We start from the raw sequence: 25,596 nt of genomic DNA on the forward strand, positions 1-25,596 counted from the left end.
AGTTGGGTTAAAAAAGGGTTGCCTCCGTCGGCAACCCTTTTTCTTTGTGCAGATTAACGCTTTGCCATTGCAGGCTCGTGCGCTTTTTCCTCTTCTTCGTCCTGAAGCTTTTCAGGCAGAAGAAGGTTGAGCACAATTGCGGTAATACCGCCAGCAGCAACGCCGGAAGAAAAAATGCTCTTAATGAATTCAGGCATAAACTGCAAAATCTCCGGTTTCTGCGCAATGCCTAAACCCATCGAGAACGACAGTGCCATGATGAGAATGGCACGGCGATCGAGGTCAACACGAGAAATGATGCGCACACCTGCAGCAGCGATGGTGCCGAACATTACGATGGTTGCACCGCCTAAAACCGGTTCCGGAATCAACTGAACAAAACTAGCCACGCCAGGGAACAGCCCAAGCAATACCAACATGCCGGCGATGAAGTAACCGACGTAGCGGCTTGCCACACCCGTTAGCAAGATCACGCCGTTGTTTTGGCTGAAAGTGGAGTTCGGAAAACTATTGAACACGGCCGCGATTGCCGAGTTAAGACCGTCGGCCAATACGCCGCCTTTAATGCGTTTCATGTACACCGGGCCTTTGACTGGTTCGCCAGACACTTCCGAGGTGGCGGTAATATCACCAATCGCTTCCAGCGCGGTGATGAGGAAAATCAGGACCAGTGGAATAAACAGCGACCAGTCGAAACTCAGACCAAACTGCATCGGGATTGGCAAGGCAACCAGTGCGCTACTGCTGCTGGCTTGGCGAGTATCTACCATGCCCATGAAGTAGGCCATGACATAGCCCACCAACATGGCAATCACAATCGACGCCACGCGTACGTAAGGGTTCTTGGCGCGATTGAGTAACACAATCAGGCCCAGTACGGTTCCCGCCAGCGCCAACTTATCGAGGCTGCCAAAGGTGCCATCGCCCAGTGCTGCGTAGCCGCCGCCCATCGATACCAAACCGACTTGAATCAGGGTCAAACCAATTAAGGTCACAACGATGCCAGAAACCAATGGAGTAATGATGCGACGCGCGTATTCCAACACGCGCGAAAGGAGAATCTCTGCAAACGAGGCAACTAAAATGGTGCCAAAAATCGCCGCCATCATGCTCTCAACGCTGGCGCCGCCAGCCTTCAGCGCCAAACCAGCACCGATAATCGGACCTAAGAAGTTAAAACTGGTGCCTTGTACGGACAGAAGCCCAGAACCAATCGGACCAAAAGTACGGATTTGAATAAAGGAAGAAATGCCCGAAGCAAACAGCGACATGCTGATGATGGTGTTGGTTTGCTCGGCAGACACGCCAAGTGCTTGGCAAATAATCAAAGATGGGGTGATCACAGCGACAAACATCGCCAGCAAGTGCTGCAGGGCAGCAAACAAAGTTTGCGGCAAAGGTGGACGATCATTGAGTGGATAGATCAGGTCCGTTTTACGCGTCGGGTTCGGCGTTGTCATGGTATTTTCCTAATTGTTGTACGCAGACTTAGCGCTCGCTGAATGGGAGGCCAAGGTGAACGGATGTCATCATCTGTGATTGCTGTTACTCAGAAATCCGCTCTGGTTGGAAAGGTGAGAAAAGTCATCCTCACAATTTGTGCGGCATTATAGGGCGATTATTCTAAAAAGCAATCGTTTGCTATTTTATGTTGACTAAACAGGATGATTGATTCGACAGGGAGCGAAGAGAGAATGGTCAATGAAAGGCGTGGATCACGCCTTAGAATAAATATCACGTTCGCCCAACCAGCGTTCAATAATCGCGGCGGCATTTTGTGGGTAATTGTGGTGAATGTAGCGTGCGGCGCGCTGAACTTCGGGGATCAGGCGCTGATCGCGGACGAGATCGGCAATTTTGAAATCCGCCAATCCGGTTTGTTTGGTGCCGAGCAGCTCACCCGGCCCGCGGATTTCAAGATCGCGTTGGGCAATGACGAAACCATCGTTACTTTCGCGCAGCACCGAGAGGCGCTTTTGCGCTGTTTTGGACAGCGGAGCGTGATAGAGCAATACGCAGTGGCTTGCAACTGAGCCTCGACCGACGCGACCGCGCAACTGATGCAATTGTGCGAGACCCAAGCGCTCAGGGTTTTCGATGATCATCAAGCTGGCGTTGGGCACATCGACACCGACTTCGATCACTGTGGTGGCGACCAAAAGATGTAATTCATTGTTTTTGAACGCTTGCATTACCGCTTGTTTTTCAGCCGGTTTCATTCGGCCATGCACCAAACCAATGCGCACATCAGGCAATTTACGTTGCAGCTCTTCGGCAGTGTCGGCAGCCGCTTGGGCTTCCAATACTTCCGATTCATCAATCAAGGTACAGACCCAATACGCCTGCTTGCCCTCATTGAGGCAGGCATGACGAATGCGCTCGACAATGTCCTCGCGTTTGGTATCGGGAATCGCGACGGTTTGGATCGGGGTTCGCCCCGGCGGTAACTCGTCGATTACTGACGTTTCCAAATCGGCATAGGCGGTCATGGCCAATGTGCGAGGGATCGGAGTGGCGGTCATGATCAGTTGGTGTGGGTAAGCACCTTGTTTGGCGCCTTTTTCACGCAGCTCCAAGCGTTGATGTACGCCAAAGCGATGTTGTTCATCAATGATCACAAGCGCAAGATGGTCAAACACCACGTGTTCTTGGAACAGCGCATGCGTCCCAACCACCATTTTCGCTTCGCCACTGGCAATGCGGGCTAACTCGGCTTCTTTGGTCTTGCCTTTGAGCTTGCCTGCTAGCCAGCCAACGGGGATGCCCATTTTTTCAAACCAATTAGCGAAGTTGATCGCGTGCTGCTCGGCCAGCAGTTCGGTGGGCGCCATCAGCGCCACTTGGTAGCCATGTTCGATAGCGCGTACCGCCGCCAATGCCGCCACTAAGGTTTTGCCCGAACCGACATCCCCTTGCACCAAACGCATCATCGGATGCGCTTTTTGCAAATCTTCTTCAATCTCTTGCACCACCCGCGCTTGGGCATTGGTCGGTGAAAAAGGCAGCTGGGCTAACAGCTGTTGTTTAAGCTGGTGGACAGGGGGCAGTGGCAACGCGACATCTTGCTGACCTTTGCTGCGCACGGCGAGCATGGATAAGTTCTGAGCCAACAACTCTTCCATAATTAAGCGGATTTGGGCTGGGTGCTTTCCTTCATCGAACAGTTCCAGATTCATCTCCGGCGAAGGACGATGGATAATGTGCAGCGCTTGTCCCATGGTCAGTTGTTGGTCATACAACCCGGCAGGCAGTAACTCTTGAACCGCGGCTTTATCGAGCAGGGCGAGGGCTTGGTCTGTGAGGTTACGCAGCGTGATTTGCCTTAAGCCATCGGTGGTAGGATAAACAGGCGTTAAGCTCTGTTCCACATCGGGCTTCTGCGTTGGGGCGAAAAACTTGTAGTCTGGGTGAACGATCTCCAGCCCCATATTGCCGCGCTTAATTTCGCCGTAAGCGTGTACTAACTTACCTTCGGCAAAATTGTTTTTCATTGCCGCGGTAAAGTTGAAAAAACGCAGCGTGATGGTGCCATTCCCGTCGCTGAGTTTTACCGTTAACATCTTGCGTTTACCAAACAAGGTATCCACTTGCATCACATTACCCTGCACAGCGGCCCACAATCCAGCATGCAATTTGGCTATCGGGTAGATGCGGGTACGGTCTTCGTAACGAAGTGGCAAGTGAAACAGCAGATCTTGCACGCTGCTTAGGCCAATTTTCTCCAGCTTTTCAGCCACCTTAGCACCGACGCCGCTGAGGGACGTGAGGGGGACAGCAGATAACAGTTGGGCAGACATATTGGCCTCAAGACAATGATAAACATAGCGTTATGTTAACCATTAAGCTGTGTTTTTGTACAGGAAAAATAGGCTCTAGAAAACTAGAAAACGACTATTTCTTTTGCATGTCTGCCCACCAGTCAGGATCCGCAACAATTTGTCCGGCATCATCCAGTGGTGGGTAAGCAAGTCCTTTGCGCTTGGCGACCTTGGCCAGCACCGGGTGGCCGCGTTCAAACAAAATGCGGTTGATGGTTTCGGCATCAATCGAGCTTTCGTCGTTTTGGTACATACCCGCGGCTTCACGTTGGCGCTGCGCTTCATACAGAATCACCGCGCACGCGACCGAAACGTTGAGAGATTGCACCATGCCCACCATAGGAATAATGATGTCTTGATCGGCCAGCGCTTTGGCTTGCTCCGAAACGCCAATCTTTTCGCTGCCCAAAATGATCGCGGTCGGTTGGGTGTAATCGATTTGGCGAAAATCGACGGCGCTATCAGAGAGGTTGGTCACCAACACTTGCATGCCTTGTGCTTTTAAGGCGCTCACGGCGTCTGCGATGGAGTCATGCGTATCCACTTCCACCCAGTTTCTTGCACCAGCAGAGGTGTTCTTCAAGGTCTTCATTCGCTCGGTGGGCCACACGGCATGCACTTTGTGCAATCCCGTGGCATCGGCAGTGCGGATCATCGCTGACACATTATTGGGTTTATGCACTTCTTCAAGGCACAAGGTGAGATCGGTTTGACGTGCTTTTAAAACTTGTTGGATTCTCTGATAACGTTCTTCATTCATAACATTTTGAATTTGGCTTTCTGATAAAAATAAAAAGCCCTTGAAACCTTGATTTCAAGGGCGATGAAAAGCGATCGAATGCGGTGATCAGTTCTTGCGACGACGCACGCGTGAACAAGATGGCATGACGCGAATCTTCTTCATGATGCCTGCAAGATGCACACGATCTTTGGTGGTCAGTAGCACCGTTACGGTATACAAACGGCCATCACGCTCTTCAGTCGACAGGCCATGGATGTTTGAACCCGTTTTGGAAATCACGTTAGTCAGCTCTGCCAAAGCACCTTGATGGTTGAGCATGTCGACTTTAAGTTCCGCGATGAACTCTTGATCGTAATCGTCTGACCATGCCACCGCCATGTACTTATCGGGTTCGCGTTGGTAGCCACGTACGTTTGGACAGGTCTCACGGTGAACCACCAAGCCTCTGCCCGGTGACACATGGGCAATGATGTGATCATCTGGGATCGGATGACAACAGTTGGCAAACGTGAGCAGTAACCCTTCTGAGCCACGAATTGGCAGCTTCTTCTTGGTTTTGCTGTCGTTTGAACGCAGTTCCGTGAGCTCGTCTGCATCGCCTAATAAACGACGCGCAATCACGATGCTCATACGCTCACCCAAACCGATGGCTGCAAGCAGATCATCCAAAGATTGGATTTTGAGATCGCTCAAGACATGGTTGAGATTTTCTGGGCTGATGTCGGCAAGTGAGTGCTCACCGAGCGCATGATTCAACAAGCGGCGACCGAGGGTAATCGACTCTTCACGACGCATGGTTTTCAGCACTTGGCGAATCTTAGTACGTGCACGAGAAGTCACCACATAGTTGAGCCAAGCTGCGTTAGGACGGGCGCCTGGGGCACTGATGATTTCAATAGTTTGACCATTTTTCAGCGCTTTGCTCAGCGGGTATGGATTGCGATCGACACGTGCACCAACACAGGTATTACCGACATCGGTATGCACGGCATAGGCAAAATCCACCGCCGTCGCCCCGACAGGCAGTTCAACAATGCGGCCTTTCGGTGTGAAGACGTAAATCTCATCCGGGAAGAGATCCGACTTAACGTTCTCGATGAATTCGAAGGAGTTACCTGCGCTCTGCTGAAGTTCCAGCAAACTTTGCATCCAGCGCTGCGCCTTCACTTGCGCTGTGGTGCCAGTGCGTTCGCCATTACCCTTATAAGACCAATGTGCCGCGACCCCTTTGTCCGCCATTTGGTCCATGTCTTCGGTGCGGATTTGCACTTCGACCGGAACGCCATGAGGGCCGACCATCGAGGTATGCAGCGATTGGTAGCCGTTGGCTTTAGGGACCGCTATGTAATCTTTCATACGACCAGGGCGAGGCTTGTATAAGCTGTGTACCTGGCCGAGTACGCGATAGCAGGTGTCGGCGGTATCGACCACGACACGAAACGCGTAAATATCCATGATGGTGTGAAAACGTTGCTCTTTGGTTTTCATCTTGTTGTAGATGGAAAAAAGATTCTTTTCACGACCGACTACGCGAGCTTTCAAACCCACTTCTTGCAAGCGGCCTTCAATTTCACTGTGGATACGTTGGATCATCTCTTTGCGGTTACCACGTGCAGATCGAACGACTTCTTTTAACACGCGGTAGCGATTGGGGTAGAGGGCTTCAAAGCCGAGCTCTTCCAATTCGGTTTTAATATTGTGGATACCAAGGCGATGAGCCAAAGGTGAATAGATTTCGAGTGTTTCGCGGGCAATTCGGCGTTTTTTGTCTGGGCGAAGTGCGCCCAAGGTACGCATGTTATGAGTACGGTCGGCCAATTTGATCAGGATAACGCGAATATCTTGCACCATCGCCAGCACCATTTTGCGGAAGTTTTCCGCTTGTGCTTCTTTGCGATCGCGAAACTTGAGTTTATCTAGCTTGGAAACCCCATCGACTAACTCTGCCACCGTGTGGCCAAATTGTGCTTCGAGATCTTCTTTGCTGACGTCACAATCTTCAATGACATCATGGAGTAAAGCTGCTTGTAGAGTTTCAACATCCAAGCGCATGTCGGCCAGAATGCGCGCTACTGCGACTGGGTGGATGATATACGGTTCGCCGCTTGAGCGGGTTTGCCCTTCGTGGGCATCTCGCGCTACCACATAAGATTGACGCAGAGCCTCAAGTTGAGGCTCTGTAAGGTATTCTTGGGCAACGTCTTTGAGGCTATCGAATAGATACAAATTATGGGCCCGGGATGTTGTGTTTTAAGGCGTATTAACGGTTGCGAGCGATGCTGCTAACGGCCGCTAACTCAGCTGCTTCTTGTTCTTGTTGCTCTTGACGCTCACGTGCATCAAGTACATCTTTAGTGATAAGGCCTTCTTCAATTTCGCGAAGTGCGATAACAGTTGGCTTATCATTCTCTTCCGGCACTAATGAATCTTTGCCGCCAGTTTGCATTTGACGAGCGCGGCGAGCCGCAATCAGAACCAAGTCGAAACGGTTGCCAACTTTTTCAACAGCGTCTTGAACAGTTACGCGTGCCATGAGAACTCCAAATTAGTTAACTAAATTTTTTTGAATGACGAGAAAGTATACAGGCTCTCAGTTCTCAGTGTCTAGCTTGAGGTACCTTGAGTTGTATTATTAGTGCCACAGAATGCTTTCTGGGGTCTTATTCCGCTAAAAGCGCGTCAAGCATACCGCTATATTTAGCAGCTTGTTTGTCTTGCTTCAATCTTTCTGCTCGGATAATGGCCTTAAAGTCCATTAAAGCAGTATCGAAATCATCATTGATGATCACGTAATCGTATTCGTTGTAGTGCGAGATTTCGGATTTCGCTTCTGCCATGCGCTTGGCGATCACCGCTTCGCTGTCTTGACCGCGCGTATTAAGACGACGCTCAAGTTCACCATTAGATGGTGGTAAGATAAAGATGCTCTTGGCGTGTGGCATTTGCTCACGAATTTGACGAGCGCCTTGCCAATCGATATCGAGAAAAACATCAATGCCTTTATCTAGGGTGTTTTCAATCCAAACACGTGAGGTGCCGTAGTAGTTACCAAACACTTCTGCGTATTCCAGAAACTCACCTTTGGTAATCAGATCTTCAAAATGCTCTTTCTCGACAAAGTGGTAGTGCACGCCATCTTGTTCACCTGGGCGCATGCCACGTGTGGTGTGAGAGACCGACACTTTCATTGCGTAAGTCGGGTTTTTCTCCAGCATCGCGGAGATTAAGCTGGATTTGCCTGCACCGCTTGGAGCAGAGACGATGTAAAGAGTACCTTTGCCCATCTGTTTTAGTCCACGTTTGGTTTGGATTGAGAGCGGATAGGGAATATCTGCTACTAAAAGATAGCACTGACCAGCGAAAGTTCACCAGTTGATGACTTTTCGGCCAGAAAAATGGAGGCGAAGAGTATCACGAACTGAGGGTGGTTGCCAGTTGAAGTTGTCTCCAAAATGAACGCGATTTGCCAGTGGTGTAGACGAAAAAAGGGGAAGACAAGCTTCCCCAGACACGTGCGACTGACTCACACTTAACCAGATGCCAGAATTACTAACAATTCAGACGTTTGGTTATCCTTGACCCGCCAGATATGTGATCCAAGGGCTAACCACTTGGCGCATTTTTTCTGACTGAGCAGCACTTTGCATTGAGCGTAACGCACGCTGAGAATCTTTCAGTTCAAAGTAAGCAAGGCCACGAACGTATTCCAACTCTGCTTTTTGATCTAATTTGGCATCGGCCGCTGGCGTGCCAGTAAACTCAGTGGCTTTATCAAACTGCTTATCTTGAAGCATCAAACGCGCGATGCGAATTTGGCTTTTGGCACTAGGGGCCAAAGCATACGCTTGTTGATAAGTGTCGATCGCTTTATCCAGTTCTTTTGCTTGTTGCCAAAAACTGGCTAAACGCTCTAAATTGTCCTGATTTCGCGTGATATTGCCGTTATCCAGCTCTGTTTGCAGCGTTTTCGCCGCTCGGTATGGAATGTTTTGGTACGCTAAGAAATTCACCAAGCGAAGAAACTCTTTCTCTTCATCGAGTAGCCCCATTTTGTAAGCCATTTCGAGTGCGGAAAGGGCATTGCGCTCTTGGTTGAGTTCCATATAGGTTCCCGACAACTGCATCCAATACCGTTTTTTCTCTGGGTATTTTGTGGTGAGTATTTGTAAAACGCCCACCACCTCTTTCAATTGCTTGAGCTCGTAGTGCGATGCCATCAACAGCAGATACCAGGATTCACTTGGATTCTTACTCATTGCGATGGCTTGCTTGGTAGGCGCAATCGCGTTTTTGTAATCATCCATCTGAACGTAGGCACTGGCTAGGGTGATGTACGCATGGGCTTGAGGCTTTTCATCGGTGGTTTTGGCGATTTCAAACCAGGTTTTCATCGTCTCTACCGACTGTTTGTACTTTTCTTCAGAAAGGTACAATTGGGCCAAGCTATAACGCACTTGCTGAGCCACAGGAACAGGCAAAGCCTCCAGTTTTAACGACTCTGCGAAGTATTTTGCCGCATTTTTGTAATCTTCTTTGAGGGAATACAAAAAGCCCGTTTGTTGCAGCAGTACCGCGCGATCATATTTTTTGGTGGTGCCTTCCAGCGCGTCAGAGAGCTTTTCCAATGCCGCAGAGTATTTCTCTGTTGCGATCAGTTCCTGCACCTTATTCACAGTACGGAAGGTACGGTCAGACAGTTCCGGAGCTTCTTTCGCTTGCGCTGGTGTGAGTATCACACCAGCAATCAAGGTGAGGGAAGCCAGGACATTTTTGAATGATTTCATCATGTTTGACTCCTTAGTTTACCGAGAACTCAATTTCCTGAGCCATGCGAGAGCTGACAGGTTTGCCATCGACCATCTTGGGTTTAAAGGTCCACTTAGACACGGTTTTCCGTGCTTCTTTACCCAAATCCATGCGGCGAGGTTCCTCTTTGAGAACTTTGATGTCTTCCACCCCGCCACGCTCGTTGACGGTGAACTCGAGAACAACCAAGCCTTTTTCCAATCCCGCCTTGGCGGCTTTACGCGGCATTTGCGGCTGGAAAGTCGCCAATGGCATCGGCCCACCAGTGCCGGCGACTTGCGCCCCGCCACCTTGGGAATAATGACCAAGAACGGAACCACCAGTAATGTTGACGGGCAGATCCAGCTTAGGCATGTCCATTGGGATCTGTTCCATCACCGGTTTTACTGTGGAGGTGATCTTCATCTCCGGCGGTGGTGGTGGACGTTTCGGTGGTGGCGGTTTGGGTAGCTCGCGTTTTTTCTCCTGTACTTTTTCTTCGGGTTTGACTCGAATGAAATCCACCATGCGCAGATCATCGTTCGATGCCAGTTCGTGGCGCTCTTTATTTACCAGCTTGTCCATCCCCCAGAACAATCCGAGGGAGACAACGAGCGCCAGTGCAATTGAGGCCAGATAACGCATAAGCTTAATCCTTGTTGGTCGCGGCGATGGAGATATTGGCTACACCAGCCATGCGTATCTGGTCCATCACTTTTACAACCACACCAGCATTCGCTTCTTCATCCGCTTGGATGACCACTGCACCATCTGGGCTTTCTGCACGCAGGCGTTCAACGTTGGCTCGGACCGCATCGACTTCGACGCGTCGCTTATCGATCCAGACATCGCCCGCCGCGCCAACCGCGACCATGATGTTACCTTTGGCGACGGTTTGTGCCGAGTTGGCACTAGGGCGATTCACATCGATACCCGCTTCTTTTACAAATGACGTTGTTACAATAAAGAAGATCAACATGATGAAAACGATGTCGAGCATCGGGGTCATATCAATGGCCATTTCATCATTACTGTCACTGCTATAGCGTCTTTTCATGACCTATACCTCTAATTCCATTTATTGATACCAAATCAGCCAGAGCGATAGAGAGAAAAGGCGATCGCTCTGTAATTGGTATTAGGCAATATGCTTCAACTTATCTTCCAGTTTACGAGTGGTGACTTTCGCTAAGTGATCCAGTCGGGTGCTAAAGAACAACCCTGATAGCGATGCCACCATTCCTGCAAGTGTTGGAATGGTTGCCTTTGAGATCCCTGACGCCATGGCGCGAGGGCTTCCTGTTCCGACGATGGCCAAAATATCGAATACTTGAATCATGCCCACCACGGTGCCTAAAAGGCCAAGCAGTGGACAGAGGGCGATCAACACTTTGACGATCGGTAACCCCTTTTTATTCTCGATATCCTGACGGGAGATGATCTCCTGCCTGATCATTTTGGCGTTCCAGCTGGTGTGTTCCGAGCGCTCAGTCCAAGTGGCAACGGCTTGCTTCATGGCACGAGGAGCGACGGCAATAAAGTAGAACCAGCGTTCCAACAGTACGACCCACAGCATGAAGCTGAGGACAAAGATCGCGACCAGTACGTCGCCACCCATGCCAAGGAATCGTCTGATGGACTCTAACTCTTCAATTAACCACCACATAGCGCCTCCTTAGCGTTCGGCTGTGTGCAGTTTTTCCTGGTAGCGAGCAATAAAGCCTGCGCTTTGCTCTTCAAGGGTTTGCACTAAACGACGGCCTTTACTGTGCACTAAGGTGTAGAAGAACAGCAGTGGGATTGCCACAACCAGACCAAGCATGGTGGTCACCAGCGCTTCAGAGATACCGCCAGCCATCAGTTTCGGGTCGCCAGTACCAAAGAGAGTGATCGCTTGGAAGGTACCGATCATCCCCATTACCGTACCCAAAAGGCCCAGTAGTGGTGCAACGGAAGCAAACAGTTTAATGGAGACAATGAATCGCTCGATCTTAGGCGCGTTGCGTAGAATGATTTCATCCAGTTTCGCTTCTAGATCTTCCAAGTTGTCGCCTTTGTGATCTTGATACGCTTGAATCACTTCACCCAGAGGGTTGCCTTCAATCACCGCATCGGATTTGGCTTGCTTACGCATTTTGCCGCCGATCACCAGTAAGCGTAGGTAACAGAATAGGGCAATCAATGCGCCTAATGCACCCATAGCGAGAATCACGTAACCCACGATACCACCTTGGTCGATGCGCTCTTTTACGGTCGGGCTTTGTACCAGTAGCGACAAAATGACGCCGCGAGAAGGGTCAATAAATAGCGGCTCATAGCTTGAAGAGGTGGATTCAAACTCCGCTACGTGACGTGTGATATTGGCACGAGGTTGACGAGACAACTCTTCGAACTTGCCGGTTTGAGGTACGTAGGTAACGTATTTACCATCAGCGATGGCGTTAAATTCACCCACTAAGGTGACGTCACGTACGGCTTCTTTACCTTCGCCGTAAACCACGGTAGCGGGTGTGGTTGAGGTTTCCCCTGAAACAATGATCTGTTGCAGCACGGTGTGCCAGAACGACTCCAGTTCTTCGGTGGAAGGCAGTTCTTTGCTCTCGGCCAGTTTGGTGAGCAAAGCATCACGTTGTGGGAACTGAACTGCGTTCTGTGAGGCGTTGAATAGGCCTTTGAACTCCCCAGCATACTGACGAACCACACCAAACATTTCGCCCAAAGTGCCTGAACGTTGGCGCAATGTTTCGGTCAGTTCGGTCAGCTTTTTGTCGTTGTCGTCAAAGGTGGCTTTCAGTTGCTCACCCAGCGCTGTCTCGGCTTTGAGTTGGGCTTTCGCCTGCTTGAGCAGCTCTGCTTGTTTATTGCGGTCGGCAAGAAATTCTTGCTCACGCGCTTTGTTTTCTTTTGACTCAACGATACTTTCCGATTTGACGTTTTTGAGCAGTTCGTTGAGTGACTTTGGTGCTTCCGCTTGCGCGCCTGAGACCATAAACAGGCTAGCCAGTAGTGCGGCTGCGATGGTTTTGAATCCTTTCATGATTATTCCTCCCCAGCAAACACTGGCAATTTGATCAGAGCCGGTGGCGCTTGTTTCTTCGCGATACGAATCCCTTGCTGTACGTCAATACGGTAGCTTTCAGGCAGCGCTTCCCATTGGCGGGTTTGCTGGTTCCACATACCGGTTTCAACACCGTCTGGAGATTGGTAGAGCAACGCGGTACGACCGATGCGTAGGAAGTCGTAAGTCACCACTTCACCATTGCGATCTAAGCTGGCTTTGTAAGATTCGATAGAACGAGAGAAGCCTTCTTCGATTTGGTACGCTTCCATCACTTTGCGGAATTTTTCCGAGGTGGTGACGTCTGCGCGATCCATCAGCTCGCGTAGTTCGTTGATTCGTTTGTTGCGTTCTTTGGTTTGGAATGGCAGATCGAGCGTGACGATTTCGTCGAGCGCATCAATCATTTTTAAAGTCAGTGGTACGACTTCCATCGCGGTTTGGTCAATCTGCGCGATTTGGCGATCTAATGAATCCAGTTCGCCTTGCTGCGATTGCACCATGCGATTGATCTGCTCGTTGTAGACTTTCATGCTGTCTACTTGGCGCATAATGGCCTTGTATTCGGCGAGCATGGTGTCGGTGCTATCCGCGTAGCCATCGATTTTGTTTTGAGAGGCTTGAGCGGCTTTATTCGTGCCTGCCTGAGTGGAAATCACGCTTCCTGCGTCTGCGGCTAACGCGCTGCCTGTTAGGTTCAGCATCGCTGCGGTGAGTGCACTCACGCCAAATTTCTTTAACGTCATGGTTGCATCCTTGTCAGTGTTTTTGTCAGTCGAAAAGGGCGCGGGCATTTCCCGCGCCAAAAGGGTTTACAAAGCGTGGCTATTTAGAAGTCGTAAGACGCCTCAACATACACTTGGCGACCAATTGGATCGTCATAACTGTCCGCGTAGAACGGAGAAGTGTCGTTTAGAGGATCTTTTGGTGGCTCTTTATCAAACATGTTGATGATGCCTAGAGTGACACGACCACTTTCGTTGAATTGGTAAGACGTTGTTAGGTTCCACGTTGTCATACTTGAGATCTTAGTTTCGTAACCCGCTTTTTTCGCAGCGTCACAATCTTCGAAGTAGTAGTCGTTCGCGTAACTTGTACACATCTCGTCGCGGAACTTACCAAATAGGTTCACGTTCACGTCTTGGTATGCCCAGCCTAGATTCAATGTTGCTGTGTATTCCGGTAGGAAGTCACGTTCATCGATCACTGGCTCACTGCTGCTTTCTTGAGATTCTGCAATCAAGATCTTAGTGATAGAGAACTTGGTTGAGAATGAACCCATGTTTGCCGTGTCGTACGCATAACCCAATGACAAGTCGATACCTGAGCGCGTTTCAAACGCTTGGTTTACTGGGCCATAAATAACGGTTTTGATGGTGCCATCTGGGTTACGAACCACTTGGGTACCTGGGTACTTAGACGGATCGTTGATAACGTCTTGGTAAGAAGGGGCAGACACCACGTTTTCCATTTTGATGTGGTACCAGTCAACCGTTAAGCCAAGATCATCAACAGGTTCCCACGCTAGGCCCAAGTTGATGTTGGTGCTGGTTTCTTCTTCAAGCTCGGCGTTTGGACCGTTTACCGTATCAAAGTACTGTGTTGAACACTCAGGAATGGTGTCGTTAGGGCCAGTACCGCCTACAGAAGCACAAAGTTGTGGATCGAAGCCTGAGCCAAACGCTTTGGTTTCTTCACCAAACAGACGTTTTAGGTCTGGTGCGCGGAAACCAAGGCCGTAGCTACCGCGTAGCAATAGGGTATCGGTAGGACGGTAAGCGATCGACGCTTTCGGTGTAAAGGCACCGCCAGTCGCTGAATCATCGAAGTAGTGGTCATAACGACCCGCTAGCGTTACTTCTAGGTCTTCCAGTACTGGGATCAGCACTTCCACACCTAAACCGATTTGGTCACGCTCACCACCACCAGAAGTGCCGCCTAGACCAGAGAATCCACCTGCTTTGGTGATCGCATCGATAGATTCGTTGTAATCGGTACGGTTCCATTCACCGTAAACCGCAAAACCAGACATACCTGCAGGCAGTTCCACTAGGTCGCCAGCAAGTGAGCCGTTGATAGAGTAGAGTTTTGAGTATGCTTCTTTGGTTGAGCGACCGCTGTATTTGGCAACGTCGGCAGCTGAGATCGTATCGAGTAGGTCGATGTCGCCGTTTTGAACCGCTTGATCGAGTGTGTTTAACACCGCAGGGTTGTCGGTCTCGACTTTTTGCTCAGAGTAACTGGCGTACACTTCCCAATCGTAGGTATTTGCCAGTAAACCCGTTAAACCTGTGGTTAAGCCGAACGCGTTCGCTTCCGTGTTGCTTTCACGTGGGCCAAATTCCACCAAGCGACGAGTGTATTTACCTTCGCCACGGAAGTGTGTTGCGTCCGTTTCAATGTCGTATGGGTTCGGTTCGAAAATGGAAGAGGTAGATTTGTAACCGAAACGCGCTTCTGCCATCGCAGTTAGATCATCATTAAGATCCATTTCGCCACGAAGTAGTAGGTCAACTTGTTTGTTTTCCGGTTTCAATGAACGATACGCTGAGCGGTTAAAACCACACTTGCCATCGGCGCGATCGATACCATGTTCACCCACAACGTCTTGACACGTTTTGCCATTGACCGCAGGTGTTAGAACGTTGCCGGTGCCTTTTTCAACAAAGCTTGCACCGTAGCTAGAGTAAGCACCGAAGGCAGAGCGATCGGAGTTATCGTCACCTGCCCAGCTTCTGTCGCTTTGTTGCAGCATTTCGTTGCCCGCTAACTGCGCAACAAACAAAACACGCTTATCTTCCATGTCTTTACCCGCAACGATATCAAGACGGCCGTTTTCGTAGCCACCTTCAGTGGCATCGCCATAACGCGCTTTCACTGACACGCCGTCGAAATCTTTCTTGAGGATAAAGTTAACCACACCGCCGATCGCATCAGAACCGTAGATGGCCGAACCTGAGTCTGTCATCACTTCCACACGCTCAATCGCTGATACAGGGATTTGGCCAATGTCTTGGAAGTTTGAAACGCCGTTTTGTGCCAGCGGGTACTGCGGCATACGACGGCCGTCGATCAAAATCAACGTACGTGAAGCGCCTAGGCCACGAAGGTTAACGGATTGCGCTGCTGGAGTGAACGAGAATGAGTTGGTTTGTGCGAGTGTACCACCCGTGTTTTGCGTCAAGCTGTTGAGAATGTCTTGTGCGCTGTTAAATCCTTTCGCCGCAATATCTTTGCTGGTAATGACGGTGACAGGAGAAGGTCCTTCCATCTCAGTAGTTGAGATTCGTGAACCGGTGACTTTCATCTTTTGTAGTTGCTCGACTTGCTGCTCTTCTGCGAAAGCTATCGGGGACATGGCTGCTGTACCCAATGCAAGGCTGATCGCAACGGATAAGGCTGTTGTGTTTTTATACATCCGTGTTGCTCCGTGTTGCTTAATTCCTATGTTTGGTCTGAACGACGACCAAATGTGACGTTAATGTTTCGTTAACGTTTCGCGACAGATATACATGAGATGAATTTTGCAAGTCAAACCAGTGGGATGCGCGGCTAATAAAATGTAAAAAATATGTAAAATTTTAAATTAAGTTGTATATGCAGCATGATTATCTGTGATTTGGTGCACTTTATTGTAAAATGTTTCAATAAAACACCGTATTTTGTGTTGTGCGCATTATCTAATGGTATGTGTTGGAGGGTGGATCTATTGTAGTGAAATATGTTGGGTAACTTCATTTGTCTGAAGCTTTAAACTGAATGATGTATTATGCTTCATTTTTGTGCAAACTGGTAAGATGAGTCTGATGGTATCAAATTATGATACCCCTTGTATCATAAGGGCTCATCATGGTTTTTGCGGTTTTTAACTGTTAGAATGGCTGACTGTTTATTGTGCAATATTGCATTTTTATGTAGTGCAAAAGCCCCATTCATTACAGTTTGATATTCTGTGATGGGAAAACGAGCAGTTTTTTATGTTTTTTTACAAATTTATTTATAGAATTTAGATGTAGTTGGTAATTTGTCATGCTTTCATCACAAATACTTGAAGCTTTGGTTATTTCAAGATACATATGGCGCTTAATATCTGGCGTTGAGCTTGAATTCCAGAGATTGAAGCTGTTCAGGATGAACATTTCGACCGACTTATTTCAATTAAGTTCCTAATTCTCTAGATAAGTTAGAATTTGATTATTTATTAAATTAACAAACTCTAATTTATAGGCAGTCGACATGGAGTAGTTGTATATGCTGTCATATTTTCTGCGCCGACTGGCGCTGGTAATTCCTACTTTCCTAGGAATTACTATTCTTATCTTTGCTATTACCCGTTTTGTTCCTGGTGGCCCAGTTGAACGCATGCTGTCTAAAATGCAGGCACAAGGTGACGGCGCTGCGGCGATGACCACCGCAGGGGGCAACTCGGCACTCTCTGAAGAGCAAATGGCGGAACTCAACGCCTTTTATGGTTTGGATAAACCTGTTGCACAGGCGTATTTGGATTGGCTAAGCAAGCTGGTTAGGTTGGATTTTGGCGAGTCAACTCGCTATTACGAACCAGTGGGAGACATGATCGCAGAGCGTCTTCCGGTTTCCCTCTTCTACGGTGGCATGACCTTTTTTATCAGTTACTTCATTTCTATTCCACTGGGCTATTACAAAGCGCTCCGGCATGGTTCGGTTTTTGATTCCGCCTCGTCGATTTTAATTTTTGTTGGCTATGCGCTGCCCGGTTATGTGGTGGGTGTTCTGCTGATCACACTCTTTTCCTACCACCTAGAATGGTTCCCGATGGGGGGCTTTGTCGGCGATGATTTCGATGATTTGGAGACGTTTTTTGAGCGTGCGAAAGACGTCATGTGGCACGCGGTCTTGCCGCTTATCTGTTATTTGATTGGTGATTTCGCCACGTTGACGTTGACGATGAAAAACAACCTGATGGAGAACTTGTCATCGGATTATATTCGTACCGCAATCGCCAAAGGCTTGCCGTTTAAAACGGCAGTACGCAAACACGCTTTACGAAATAGTTTAATTCCTATTGCTAGCCATTTTGGTAATTCCTTACTCTTCTTTATGACTGGTGCGTTCTTAATTGAGGTTATTTTCAATATCGATGGCATAGGTTTATTAGGCTATGAGTCGATCATTGAGCGTGATTATCCTGTTGTAATGGGTATTGTGGCAATTAATGCGGTGCTTCTCCTGCTAGGAAATATCATTTCCGATGTTTGTGTTGCGCTGGTCGATCCTCGTGTGAAGTTTGGAGCTTAATATGATCAAAGTGAGTCCGTTAACTCAAAAGAAAATAAGAAGCTTCAAGGCGATCAAGCGTGGCTATTGGTCTTTCATTCTTCTTTCTGCAATGTTGGTGTTATCGCTGTTCGCTGAATTGCTGATCAACAGCAAAGCCTTGATGGTGAAATACGATGGCCATTATTACTTTCCCGTCATCAGTGATGTGAGAAGTGGCAGTGAGTTTGGGCAAGAGTCTGCGGGTGAAGCCAACTATCGCCAGTTGCAAAAACAGTTTGCAGCGGATGAGTCAGGCAACTTCGTGATCATGCCGATTGTGCCGTGGAACCCCTACGAGCAGGACTTCTCGGGCGATTTTCCGCCGACTGCGCCCAGTGCAGAATCAAAACACTATCTCGGCACCGATGTGATTGGTCGCGATATTCTCGCGCGACTGGTGTACGGTTTTCGGACCGCGATGGGGTTCGCACTGCTGACGATGGCCATCTCTTATACAATTGGTACTGCGGTGGGCTGTGCGATGGGCTATTGGGGCGGCAAATTTGACCTGTTTGTCCAGCGACTGATAGAGATCTGGTCGATGGTACCGTTTTTGTACGTCATCATGATTCTGGTCTCGATTGTGCAACCGACTTTCGCGCTCTTTGTTGGCATCAACGTGCTATTTGGTTGGATGGGCATGACGTGGTACATGCGTACCATGACCTATAAAGAGTCAGCGCGCGAATATGTACTGGCGGCCAAAGCGCTTGGTGCTTCAACTTCGCGGATTCTCTTCCAGCATATCTTGCCAAATACCATGGTGATGATCGTGACGCTAGCGCCGTTTACCATCGCTGGCAATATTACGGCATTAACGGCGTTGGATTACTTAGGACTAGGATTGATGCCGCCAACGCCAAGCTGGGGTGAACTGCTACAGCAAGGGAAATCGAACTTGGATTCGCCTTGGATTGTGGCCTCAGTGGTGAGCTCTATCGTTGCTGTGTTGGTGATGGTGACCTTTATTGGGGAAGCCATTCGTGCAGCCTTTGATCCGAAAAAATTCACCCGTTACGTTTAGATGGTCAATACTGTTGGAACGGATAATATAGGGACATAATGATGAAAAAAACGTTACTAACCACAGCGTTATCGCTGATGAGTGTCGGTGTTTACGCCACCACTTTACCTGCGGATGTGAACTGGCAGACCAACTGGGATGAGCCGTTGTTTGTTTCTTCAGATGCCAAATTTGGCGGGACATTCCGTACTTTCATTCAAAGCTTTCCACAAACTTTACGCAGTGTTGGGCCTGATTCTAACTCAGGGTTGCGTTCGTTTTTCCTCGATGAGACACCTGCGCTGGTAGACCAACATCCAGACACGTTGGAGTGGATCCCGGCCTTAGCCAATGAATGGGCCTTCGCTGGGGATAACCGCACGGTTTATTTCAAATTAAACCCCAATGCCAAATGGTCGGACGGCAAACCCGTAACGGCTGATGACTTCGTTTTTATGCTCAAGTTTTACCGCTCAAAAGATTTGGTAGCACCTTGGTATAACGAGTACTACACCAATGTGATTGACGATGTGCAGAAAATTGATCAGCACACGTTCGCGGCGGTGAGCAAAGTTGAGAAAAACCAAGAAGATCTTCTCTATACCTTAGGCGCGCTTCGTCCGCGACCTGCGCACTTTTATGCCAAGCCAGCAAAAGATGAAAATGGCGACGGCATCGACGATAACTTTGTTCGCAAATACAACTTCAAAGCTGAGCCAACCACCAACGCTTATTACCTTGATGACATTAAGAAGGGCAAAAGCGTCACCTTCAAACACGTTGGTCAAGATTGGTGGGGGTATAGCAACAAGTATTATCAACACCGTTATAATGTGGAGAAAATCCGTATCACGGTGATCCGCGATAACGACATCGCGATGAAGCATTTCGAAAAAGGCGATTTGGATACTTTTGGCCTAATCCTACCCGATTTGTGGCACGATAAATCCAACACAGAACCGTACCAAAAAGGCTACATCGAGAAGTTCTGGGGTTACAACCAAACCCCACAAGGTGCGGGTGGACTGTGGATGAACGTTGCCACGCCTCTGCTGGATGATCTCAATGTGCGTAAAGGGATCATGCATGCTACAGATTACGATGGCATGATCGATAAGATCACCCGTGGTGACTACTCACGTAAGCCTCACGCGCTCGGTTCTGGCCATGGTAAATACGACTTACCTAACCCAGTTCCGCCTAAGTTTGATCCGGAATTAGCCATTCGTTACTTTGAAGCGGCGGGCTTTAACCAAATTGGTGCCGATGGGGTGCGGGTTAACGATAAAGGGCAGCGTCTCAGTTTCGCCATCACCTATGGTTATGCTCACCACACGCCACGTATCGCGTATTTGAAAGAGCAAGCGAAGAAAGCAGGATTGGAGTTTGAACTAAAACTGGTGGATGGTTCCTCTGCGTTTAAATTCATCCTCGAGAAAAAGCATGAACTGGCGTTCTTAGATATGGGTACTTCCGATGTGCCAGCTTATTGGGAGTACTTCCATTCGGCCAATGCGAATCGCCCACAAACCAATAACCACACCAATTTCAGCACGCCTGAACTGGACAAGTTAATCATGGCGTACAAAAACGAATTTGATTTGGAGAAGAAGTACAGCTATTCCCATCAACTTCAGCAAATTATTAGCGATGCGAACCTGATTGTTCCAGGCTACATGGTACCGTATACCCGTGTGGGTTACTGGCGCTGGTTGAAGTACCCACAAAAGGCGATGACCAAAAAATCGGAAGTCTTATTTACCAGTGGTGGTGCGATTGGTTTAGGGACATTCTGGATCGATAAAGACGCGAAGAAAGAAACCGAAAAAGCCATTAAAGCAGGGAAGGCGTTTGCTCCTGTGACGGTCATTGATGACACCTATAAATGATAAGTTGGCCAAAAGAGGGAAGCACGATGCAGGATGATGTGATTCTGAGTGTCAGAGACCTTGAGGTCTCTTTCACCACCGATGATGGCCCAGTCAAGGTATTGCACGGCGTCAACTTTGACGTTCGTGCAGGACGCACTTTGGGACTGGTTGGTGAGTCTGGCAGTGGCAAAAGTGTCACTTCCATGTCGATCATGGGGTTGTTGCCCAAGCCTTATGGTCAGATTGTGAATGGACAAATTCTCTATCGCGGCACCGATTTGGTGACGCTGCCTGCTGAGCAGATGTACGCGATGCGTGGTGATCGAATCTCCATCATTTTTCAAGATCCAATGACGGCGCTTAATCCAGTTCACACCGTTGGTCGCCAGATTAACGAAGTCTTAGAGTTACACCGCCCTGATTTGGATAAACGCGCTCGCAACGAGTACGCCCTTGAGATGCTGAAAAAAGTGAAAATTCCACTGCCAGAGAAGCGCCTCAATGAGTACCCGCACAACCTATCTGGCGGGATGCGTCAGCGCGTGATGATCGCCATGGCACTGGCGTGCAAACCGGATATCTTGATCTGTGATGAGCCAACTACTGCGTTGGATGTGACCGTTCAAGCCTCCATTTTGGAACTGATGAACGAGTTACAGCAAGAAACTGGTATGGCGATGATATTCATCACGCATGATCTGGGTGTGGTGGCGGAAGTGTGCGACGACGTCGCGGTCATGTACGGTGGTCGGATTGTTGAGTACGCAGAGATTTTTGAACTGTTTGATCATCCTAAGCACCCCTACACTGAACGGTTGATGGGCTTAATGCCAAGCTTGGACAGTGAGCCTAAGCAGCTCATCGACATTAAGCCGATGGATAGCCGCATGTTTGAAGTCAGTCAGAGGAGCTAAGGAATTCAGGATGAGTAAAGAAGTATTAAGGATTGAAAACCTCAAGCAGCATTTTGTCTCTGGCAAAGGCTTGTTTCGCAAAGGCTATACCGTCAAAGCGGTGGATGGCGTCAGTTTATCGGTCAACCAAGGGGAAACCTTAGGTTTGGTTGGCGAGTCGGGTTGTGGCAAAAGCACCTTAGGGCGTACGCTGCTTAAACTGTATGAACCAACGGAAGGGCAAATTTTCTTTGAAGGGCGCGATATCACCAAGCTTTCTCCCAAAGAGATGCGCCCGCTGCGCAAAGAAATGCAAATTGTTTTCCAAGATCCGATGGAGTCGCTCAATCAGCGTCATACCATAGGTATGATTTTGGAAGAGCCTTTTATCATCCATAAGGTTGGCACTCCGGAGGAGCGTAAAACTTGGGTGAAAGAGTTACTGGTGAAAGTGGGATTGCCCGCAGAAGCCGTTAATCGTTATCCACATGAATTCTCCGGCGGCCAGCGTCAACGCATCGGTATTGCGCGCGCGATTGCGTTAAAGCCTAAATTGCTTATTTGTGATGAGTCCGTTTCTGCGTTAGATGTCTCTGTGCAAGCGCAAATTCTTAATCTGTTACTTCAGTTACAGCAAGAAATGAACTTGGCGATCATTTTCATTTCGCACGATCTGTCTGTAGTGAAACATGTCTCCGACAAAGTGGCAGTGATGTACTTCGGTAAAGTGGTGGAAGAGGGCTGCGCCAAAGAGATCTACGCCAATCCACAAAACGATTACACCAAAAAGCTATTGTCTGCGATTCCAATTACCCATCCCAAATATCGCAAACACAAACGCAAAGCCGAGCAGCAACAAGACGTGGCGTAACGACGCTTACATCCAATCCAACTCAGCCAAAACCACGGCTTTTGTCGTGTTTGGCTGAGCCCAAACAGACGCTCTCTTCTGTTTGGCTAATACCGCATGTTACACTGCCAGCTCAGTTCATTGTTTTGCTTGGAATGTTACAAGTGCCGTCACATCTACCGAAATCATTCAGTCGCCCATTCTTAAAAATCTTTCATATCTTGGAAGCGGTCTTGTTGGTTGCCATTACGGTGGCCACGCTTTATGCCATGGTGCAAGAATTCATTCATGTGTTTGTGGAAAAGCGGGTGCTACTCACCGACATCTTATTAATGTTCATTTATCTCGAAGTGCTGGCGATGGTGCAGCAGTTTGTGGTGAATGGTAAGATTCCAGTCCGTTATCCTATCTATATTGCGATGATGGCGATTGCTCGTTACATCACTCTCGGCATGAAAGAGCTGGATGCGGTCCTCATTGTTTGGCTCTCTGTTGCTGCGTTTGTTTTGGCGGCTGCCACGTTGCTGATACGTGTGGGTCACCACTACTGGCCGTATGTAGATAGTTATACAGCAGAAAAAGATGAGTAACTCGATGTCTCGATATGAGTGAAGTTCTATTGTACACAGTGATCTCGGTGAGAGATCGCACAATCGCTGCCACGTAAGGCCAATTGGAGAGAGTGTGTAAAAATGAAAATCGGACGTAACGAACCTTGCTTCTGTGGCAGTGGCAAAAAATACAAGCGCTGTTGTATGAGTCGTTCAGAAAAAATACATAGTCAGCTGTCTGATGATGCCGAGCAACTGCTTGCCATGAACCCAGACTTAACACTCGATGAACTCAATCTGGTGATGCAACATAAAGCGAATCAGCTGAACAACACGCCCAATCCCGATTTTTGTGGTCTCAGCCCAACACAAATGGCCAATTGGCTTTATGCGCCTTTCAACGAGTTGCAGTGGGTGACAATCAGCACGCCAGACGATCTCTCTGCCAGCCCAGTGATGCGTTATTTAACCCTCATTCTTGATGAAGCGATGGCACAAGAGGGATCATTCAAAGCCACCAGTAAAGGCAATTTACCGACTAAGTTGGTTAAACAGGCCAGTGAGTTGTTGCCTGAGTTTGCCGTTGCTCAGTTCGAACGTGATCTCAGTATCAGCGAGTTTGCGGGCAGTAACGAAGACAAATTTAATGCCTTACATTACACCCGAGTGCTTGCCGAAATTAGCGGCATTATTTATCAGCGAAGCGGTCGCTACCATGTAAAAAAATCAGCGCAAAAGCAGTATCAAGCTCTAGGCATACAGGCTTTTTTCAAACCTATGTTAGAAGCCGCCATCAGCCAATATAACTGGGGTTATTTGGACGGTTTTGAATACGATGTCGACTTGCGTACTTTTTGGTTGTTTATGTTGTGGCGCATTCAGGGCCACAGCAGTGTAGAACAGCTGGTTGAAGAGGTGATGACAGCTTTCCCCGATTTACTGCTAGCATTTCCGACGGATGATTACTTCTCGCCAGAAAGAAACTTAAGTATGCTCATCGAATCACGATTTATTGAGCGACTTTTGCAGTTTTGGGGATTTATCATCATAGATCCGATACGTTATTTAGATGGTGAGCCTGTATCTAGAATGGTTCAGACACAGCCGTTGTTAAAACAAGCCTTTCAATTCTCCATTGACGCATAGCAAGGTCGCCTGAGTGCTGCTGGCTGCAAAATCAAGCGACTAGAACTAGTGTCAGTGGTTACGGCGCGGCATCACGCTAATTTCTCAGCTGAACGCAGCCTATCAGTTTAAAGTGGATGAGGCGGCGTTTGAGCACTTTGTCGCGGCGAAAAATAGCCGTAAAGCGCTGTTATGTCTTCTCAAAGCAGGGCGATCCGTTATGCGCCTTTGCGTAGTACAAACATCTGATAGCCAAACTCGCCGAGGTCGCGTTCATAAGTCGCAATTTCTTGCTCGAGATCTGCAATGGCGGTTGAATTTGGCATGCTGACTTTGACATCCGCAACCCGCGCTTTGAGTGGTCGATAGTAATCATGCCATGCTTGTTCACTCATAGTGAAATGATCAATCACATCAAAGCCGGCTTGGCGTATTTGTGTTAAGCGTTTTTCGATGGTTTGCATATCTGGGTATTCACCTGCCCAGAACGCTATCGCTTCAGGGTTTGGGTCATTCGTTAACCAGACGAGGTCACTCACTACCATGACGCCGCTATCAGTGAGCAATTTGCGCCATTGGGCTAACGCTTTTTCGATGCCCATGATGTAGGCTGAGCCTTCTGACCAGATGCAGTCAAAGCTTTCAGGTGCGAAAGGCAGATTCGTCATGCTGGCGCAGCATAGAGTTACGCGGGTATCTAATCCCTGCTCCGTGAGGCGTTCACCGAGTTCATCAAGCGCACTTTGCTCGTTATCCACCGCCACAATATTTGCGTGGGTGTGCTTTGCCAATAAACGGGTTGAAAAGCCTTTGCCACAGCCAATATCAATAATTTTGCGGGGTGTTGTTGGAAGCGTGAAAAGTGCTTTTAGCGAATCGGCATCACAGCTCGGTCCCCAGCGTTCTAAGTGTTGAAATACCGTCATAAAGTCAGCCATGTATTGTTCGTGTTCGTTCATATCTTTTGATAACCATTTCAAATGTAGGGCTTGTTGTTCATTAAAGCCTTGCTGCTTTAACCAATCCAGATGGGCATCTGGCGCTAATTTATCGGTCTGTTGGTGCCAAAGCCGAAGCGAACCCTCACCAAGCAAGGCGGCAAGCAATGTGCGAGCTTGCTGCTTTTGAACTATTTCTTCGTCCAACTGCTGCAAGCGTTTTTCAAGTACAGAGCGCTGCACCTTGCTGTCCAAAAAGGACTTACATTCCTTCAGCGTTAAGCCGCCTGCTTGCAGTTGCAGCAACAAGTGCAACTGCTGAACATCTTTATCCGAATACAGCCGATAGCCGTTGGTTTGTCGAACACCTTGCAGCAAACCGAGCTTTTCGTAGTAGAGCAAGGTTGAACGTGACAATCTGACTTTCTCAGCTAACTCGGAAATGCGATACATGGATAGAACCTCCTTTAACAATGGCACGGCGGACTCAAACAGACCAGAACGCGAATGACGATAAACTATGAAGTTATAGACAGGTCAAATGTGGTTAGCAAAAAAAATTGTCCAATAAAACGCATGGATGAGCACTCAACTTGCATTCCATACTTTTATGCGCATAGAAGTGTTGTTTTTCTTGGTCGAGCATAAAAAAGAACCTAAAAAC

21 protein-coding genes are annotated in these 25,596 nt (G+C 48.5%); 7 read left to right on the plus strand and 14 right to left on the minus strand.

Annotated features, from left to right (window positions below; genetic code table 11):
- Positions 1-53: 53 nt before the first annotated feature.
- From CIK04_RS18880 to CIK04_RS18940, 13 genes are all read right to left on the minus strand, one after another.
- Positions 54-1,460: a uracil-xanthine permease family protein gene (locus CIK04_RS18880; RefSeq protein WP_097353373.1), complete on the minus strand. Its 1,407-nt coding sequence runs from the start codon at positions 1,458-1,460 to the stop codon at positions 54-56.
- A 255-nt stretch (positions 1,461-1,715) separates the two neighbouring features.
- Complete coding sequence (recG, locus tag CIK04_RS18885; protein ID WP_039541380.1) at positions 1,716-3,797, minus strand: ATP-dependent DNA helicase RecG; 2,082 nt, start codon at positions 3,795-3,797, stop codon at positions 1,716-1,718.
- A gap of 94 nt (positions 3,798-3,891) precedes the next feature.
- On the minus strand, positions 3,892-4,578 hold the full coding sequence (gene trmH, locus CIK04_RS18890; protein ID WP_038969587.1) for a tRNA (guanosine(18)-2'-O)-methyltransferase TrmH: 687 nt from the start codon (positions 4,576-4,578) through the stop codon (positions 3,892-3,894).
- Between the two features lie 87 nt (positions 4,579-4,665).
- A complete protein-coding gene (spoT, locus tag CIK04_RS18895) occupies positions 4,666-6,786 on the minus strand; it encodes a bifunctional GTP diphosphokinase/guanosine-3',5'-bis pyrophosphate 3'-pyrophosphohydrolase (RefSeq protein WP_038941675.1) in 2,121 nt (706 codons plus the stop codon).
- 34 nt (positions 6,787-6,820) lie between these two features.
- The gene (gene rpoZ, locus CIK04_RS18900) at positions 6,821-7,093 is read right to left on the minus strand and encodes a DNA-directed RNA polymerase subunit omega (RefSeq protein WP_017420484.1); all 273 of its coding nucleotides are present in this window, start codon (positions 7,091-7,093) and stop codon (positions 6,821-6,823) included.
- Positions 7,094-7,220: 127 nt separating this feature from the next.
- Positions 7,221-7,844 carry a guanylate kinase gene (gmk, locus tag CIK04_RS18905; RefSeq protein ID WP_011078918.1) on the minus strand — a complete coding sequence of 208 codons (624 nt, stop codon included), beginning with the start codon at positions 7,842-7,844 and terminating at the stop codon, positions 7,221-7,223.
- Positions 7,845-8,129: 285 nt separating this feature from the next.
- The gene (locus CIK04_RS18910) at positions 8,130-9,344 is read right to left on the minus strand and encodes a hypothetical protein (protein WP_170861607.1); all 1,215 of its coding nucleotides are present in this window, start codon (positions 9,342-9,344) and stop codon (positions 8,130-8,132) included.
- Positions 9,345-9,357: 13 nt separating this feature from the next.
- Positions 9,358-9,990 carry an energy transducer TonB gene (locus tag CIK04_RS18915; RefSeq protein ID WP_011149230.1) on the minus strand — a complete coding sequence of 211 codons (633 nt, stop codon included), beginning with the start codon at positions 9,988-9,990 and terminating at the stop codon, positions 9,358-9,360.
- A 4-nt stretch (positions 9,991-9,994) separates the two neighbouring features.
- Positions 9,995-10,402 carry a biopolymer transporter ExbD gene (locus CIK04_RS18920; protein ID WP_011078915.1) on the minus strand — a complete coding sequence of 136 codons (408 nt, stop codon included), beginning with the start codon at positions 10,400-10,402 and terminating at the stop codon, positions 9,995-9,997.
- Positions 10,403-10,483: 81 nt separating this feature from the next.
- Positions 10,484-11,011: a MotA/TolQ/ExbB proton channel family protein gene (locus tag CIK04_RS18925; RefSeq protein WP_017420482.1), complete on the minus strand. Its 528-nt coding sequence runs from the start codon at positions 11,009-11,011 to the stop codon at positions 10,484-10,486.
- A gap of 9 nt (positions 11,012-11,020) precedes the next feature.
- Positions 11,021-12,382 carry a MotA/TolQ/ExbB proton channel family protein gene (locus CIK04_RS18930; protein ID WP_097353374.1) on the minus strand — a complete coding sequence of 454 codons (1,362 nt, stop codon included), beginning with the start codon at positions 12,380-12,382 and terminating at the stop codon, positions 11,021-11,023.
- Positions 12,383-12,384: 2 nt separating this feature from the next.
- The gene (locus CIK04_RS18935) at positions 12,385-13,149 is read right to left on the minus strand and encodes a DUF3450 domain-containing protein (protein WP_097353375.1); all 765 of its coding nucleotides are present in this window, start codon (positions 13,147-13,149) and stop codon (positions 12,385-12,387) included.
- Between the two features lie 83 nt (positions 13,150-13,232).
- Positions 13,233-15,821, minus strand: a complete 2,589-nt coding sequence (locus tag CIK04_RS18940) for a TonB-dependent receptor (protein ID WP_039541375.1) — start codon at positions 15,819-15,821, stop codon at positions 13,233-13,235.
- A gap of 833 nt (positions 15,822-16,654) precedes the next feature.
- Between CIK04_RS18940 and CIK04_RS18945 the strand changes: the two genes are divergently transcribed.
- The 7 genes from CIK04_RS18945 (at position 16,655) to CIK04_RS18975 (ending at position 24,015) form a co-directional block, all read left to right on the plus strand.
- On the plus strand, positions 16,655-17,680 hold the full coding sequence (locus tag CIK04_RS18945) for an ABC transporter permease subunit (protein ID WP_011078910.1): 1,026 nt from the start codon (positions 16,655-16,657) through the stop codon (positions 17,678-17,680).
- A gap of 1 nt (position 17,681) precedes the next feature.
- The gene (locus tag CIK04_RS18950; protein ID WP_017420477.1) at positions 17,682-18,725 is read left to right on the plus strand and encodes an ABC transporter permease; all 1,044 of its coding nucleotides are present in this window, start codon (positions 17,682-17,684) and stop codon (positions 18,723-18,725) included.
- 41 nt (positions 18,726-18,766) lie between these two features.
- Positions 18,767-20,593: an extracellular solute-binding protein gene (locus tag CIK04_RS18955; protein WP_097353376.1), complete on the plus strand. Its 1,827-nt coding sequence runs from the start codon at positions 18,767-18,769 to the stop codon at positions 20,591-20,593.
- 26 nt (positions 20,594-20,619) lie between these two features.
- Positions 20,620-21,489, plus strand: coding sequence for an ABC transporter ATP-binding protein (locus CIK04_RS18960; protein ID WP_017420475.1), 870 nt, complete (start codon positions 20,620-20,622; stop codon positions 21,487-21,489).
- A gap of 10 nt (positions 21,490-21,499) precedes the next feature.
- Complete coding sequence (locus CIK04_RS18965) at positions 21,500-22,339, plus strand: ABC transporter ATP-binding protein (protein ID WP_072599837.1); 840 nt, start codon at positions 21,500-21,502, stop codon at positions 22,337-22,339.
- Between the two features lie 143 nt (positions 22,340-22,482).
- Positions 22,483-22,908 (plus strand): phosphate-starvation-inducible protein PsiE, encoded by a 426-nt coding sequence (locus CIK04_RS18970; RefSeq protein ID WP_026050275.1) that lies wholly within the window; start codon positions 22,483-22,485, stop codon positions 22,906-22,908.
- A 102-nt stretch (positions 22,909-23,010) separates the two neighbouring features.
- Positions 23,011-24,015, plus strand: coding sequence for a YecA family protein (locus CIK04_RS18975; protein WP_097353377.1), 1,005 nt, complete (start codon positions 23,011-23,013; stop codon positions 24,013-24,015).
- A 197-nt stretch (positions 24,016-24,212) separates the two neighbouring features.
- Here CIK04_RS18975 and CIK04_RS18980 read toward each other — a convergent pair whose 3' ends face one another.
- Positions 24,213-25,385 carry a MerR family transcriptional regulator gene (locus tag CIK04_RS18980; protein WP_097353378.1) on the minus strand — a complete coding sequence of 391 codons (1,173 nt, stop codon included), beginning with the start codon at positions 25,383-25,385 and terminating at the stop codon, positions 24,213-24,215.
- Positions 25,386-25,596 lie beyond the last annotated feature (211 nt).

It is taken from the genome of Vibrio sp. 03_296, assembly GCF_002265885.1.

Coding starts and splice junctions, on each gene's coding strand:
- CIK04_RS18880 (WP_097353373.1), bottom strand. CDS start 1,460: ATGACAACGCCGAACCCGACGCGTAAAACGGACCTGATCTATCCACTC.
- recG (WP_039541380.1), bottom strand. CDS start 3,797: ATGTCTGCCCAACTGTTATCTGCTGTCCCCCTCACGTCCCTCAGCGGC.
- trmH (WP_038969587.1), bottom strand. CDS start 4,578: ATGAATGAAGAACGTTATCAGAGAATCCAACAAGTTTTAAAAGCACGT.
- rpoZ (WP_017420484.1), bottom strand. CDS start 7,093: ATGGCACGCGTAACTGTTCAAGACGCTGTTGAAAAAGTTGGCAACCGT.
- gmk (WP_011078918.1), bottom strand. CDS start 7,844: ATGGGCAAAGGTACTCTTTACATCGTCTCTGCTCCAAGCGGTGCAGGC.
- CIK04_RS18910 (WP_170861607.1), bottom strand. CDS start 9,344: ATGAAATCATTCAAAAATGTCCTGGCTTCCCTCACCTTGATTGCTGGT.
- CIK04_RS18915 (WP_011149230.1), bottom strand. CDS start 9,990: ATGCGTTATCTGGCCTCAATTGCACTGGCGCTCGTTGTCTCCCTCGGA.
- CIK04_RS18920 (WP_011078915.1), bottom strand. CDS start 10,402: ATGAAAAGACGCTATAGCAGTGACAGTAATGATGAAATGGCCATTGAT.
- CIK04_RS18925 (WP_017420482.1), bottom strand. CDS start 11,011: ATGTGGTGGTTAATTGAAGAGTTAGAGTCCATCAGACGATTCCTTGGC.
- CIK04_RS18930 (WP_097353374.1), bottom strand. CDS start 12,382: ATGAAAGGATTCAAAACCATCGCAGCCGCACTACTGGCTAGCCTGTTT.
- CIK04_RS18935 (WP_097353375.1), bottom strand. CDS start 13,149: ATGACGTTAAAGAAATTTGGCGTGAGTGCACTCACCGCAGCGATGCTG.
- CIK04_RS18940 (WP_039541375.1), bottom strand. CDS start 15,821: ATGTATAAAAACACAACAGCCTTATCCGTTGCGATCAGCCTTGCATTG.
- CIK04_RS18945 (WP_011078910.1), top strand. CDS start 16,655: ATGCTGTCATATTTTCTGCGCCGACTGGCGCTGGTAATTCCTACTTTC.
- CIK04_RS18950 (WP_017420477.1), top strand. CDS start 17,682: ATGATCAAAGTGAGTCCGTTAACTCAAAAGAAAATAAGAAGCTTCAAG.
- CIK04_RS18955 (WP_097353376.1), top strand. CDS start 18,767: ATGAAAAAAACGTTACTAACCACAGCGTTATCGCTGATGAGTGTCGGT.
- CIK04_RS18960 (WP_017420475.1), top strand. CDS start 20,620: ATGCAGGATGATGTGATTCTGAGTGTCAGAGACCTTGAGGTCTCTTTC.
- CIK04_RS18965 (WP_072599837.1), top strand. CDS start 21,500: ATGAGTAAAGAAGTATTAAGGATTGAAAACCTCAAGCAGCATTTTGTC.
- CIK04_RS18975 (WP_097353377.1), top strand. CDS start 23,011: ATGAAAATCGGACGTAACGAACCTTGCTTCTGTGGCAGTGGCAAAAAA.
- CIK04_RS18980 (WP_097353378.1), bottom strand. CDS start 25,385: ATGTATCGCATTTCCGAGTTAGCTGAGAAAGTCAGATTGTCACGTTCA.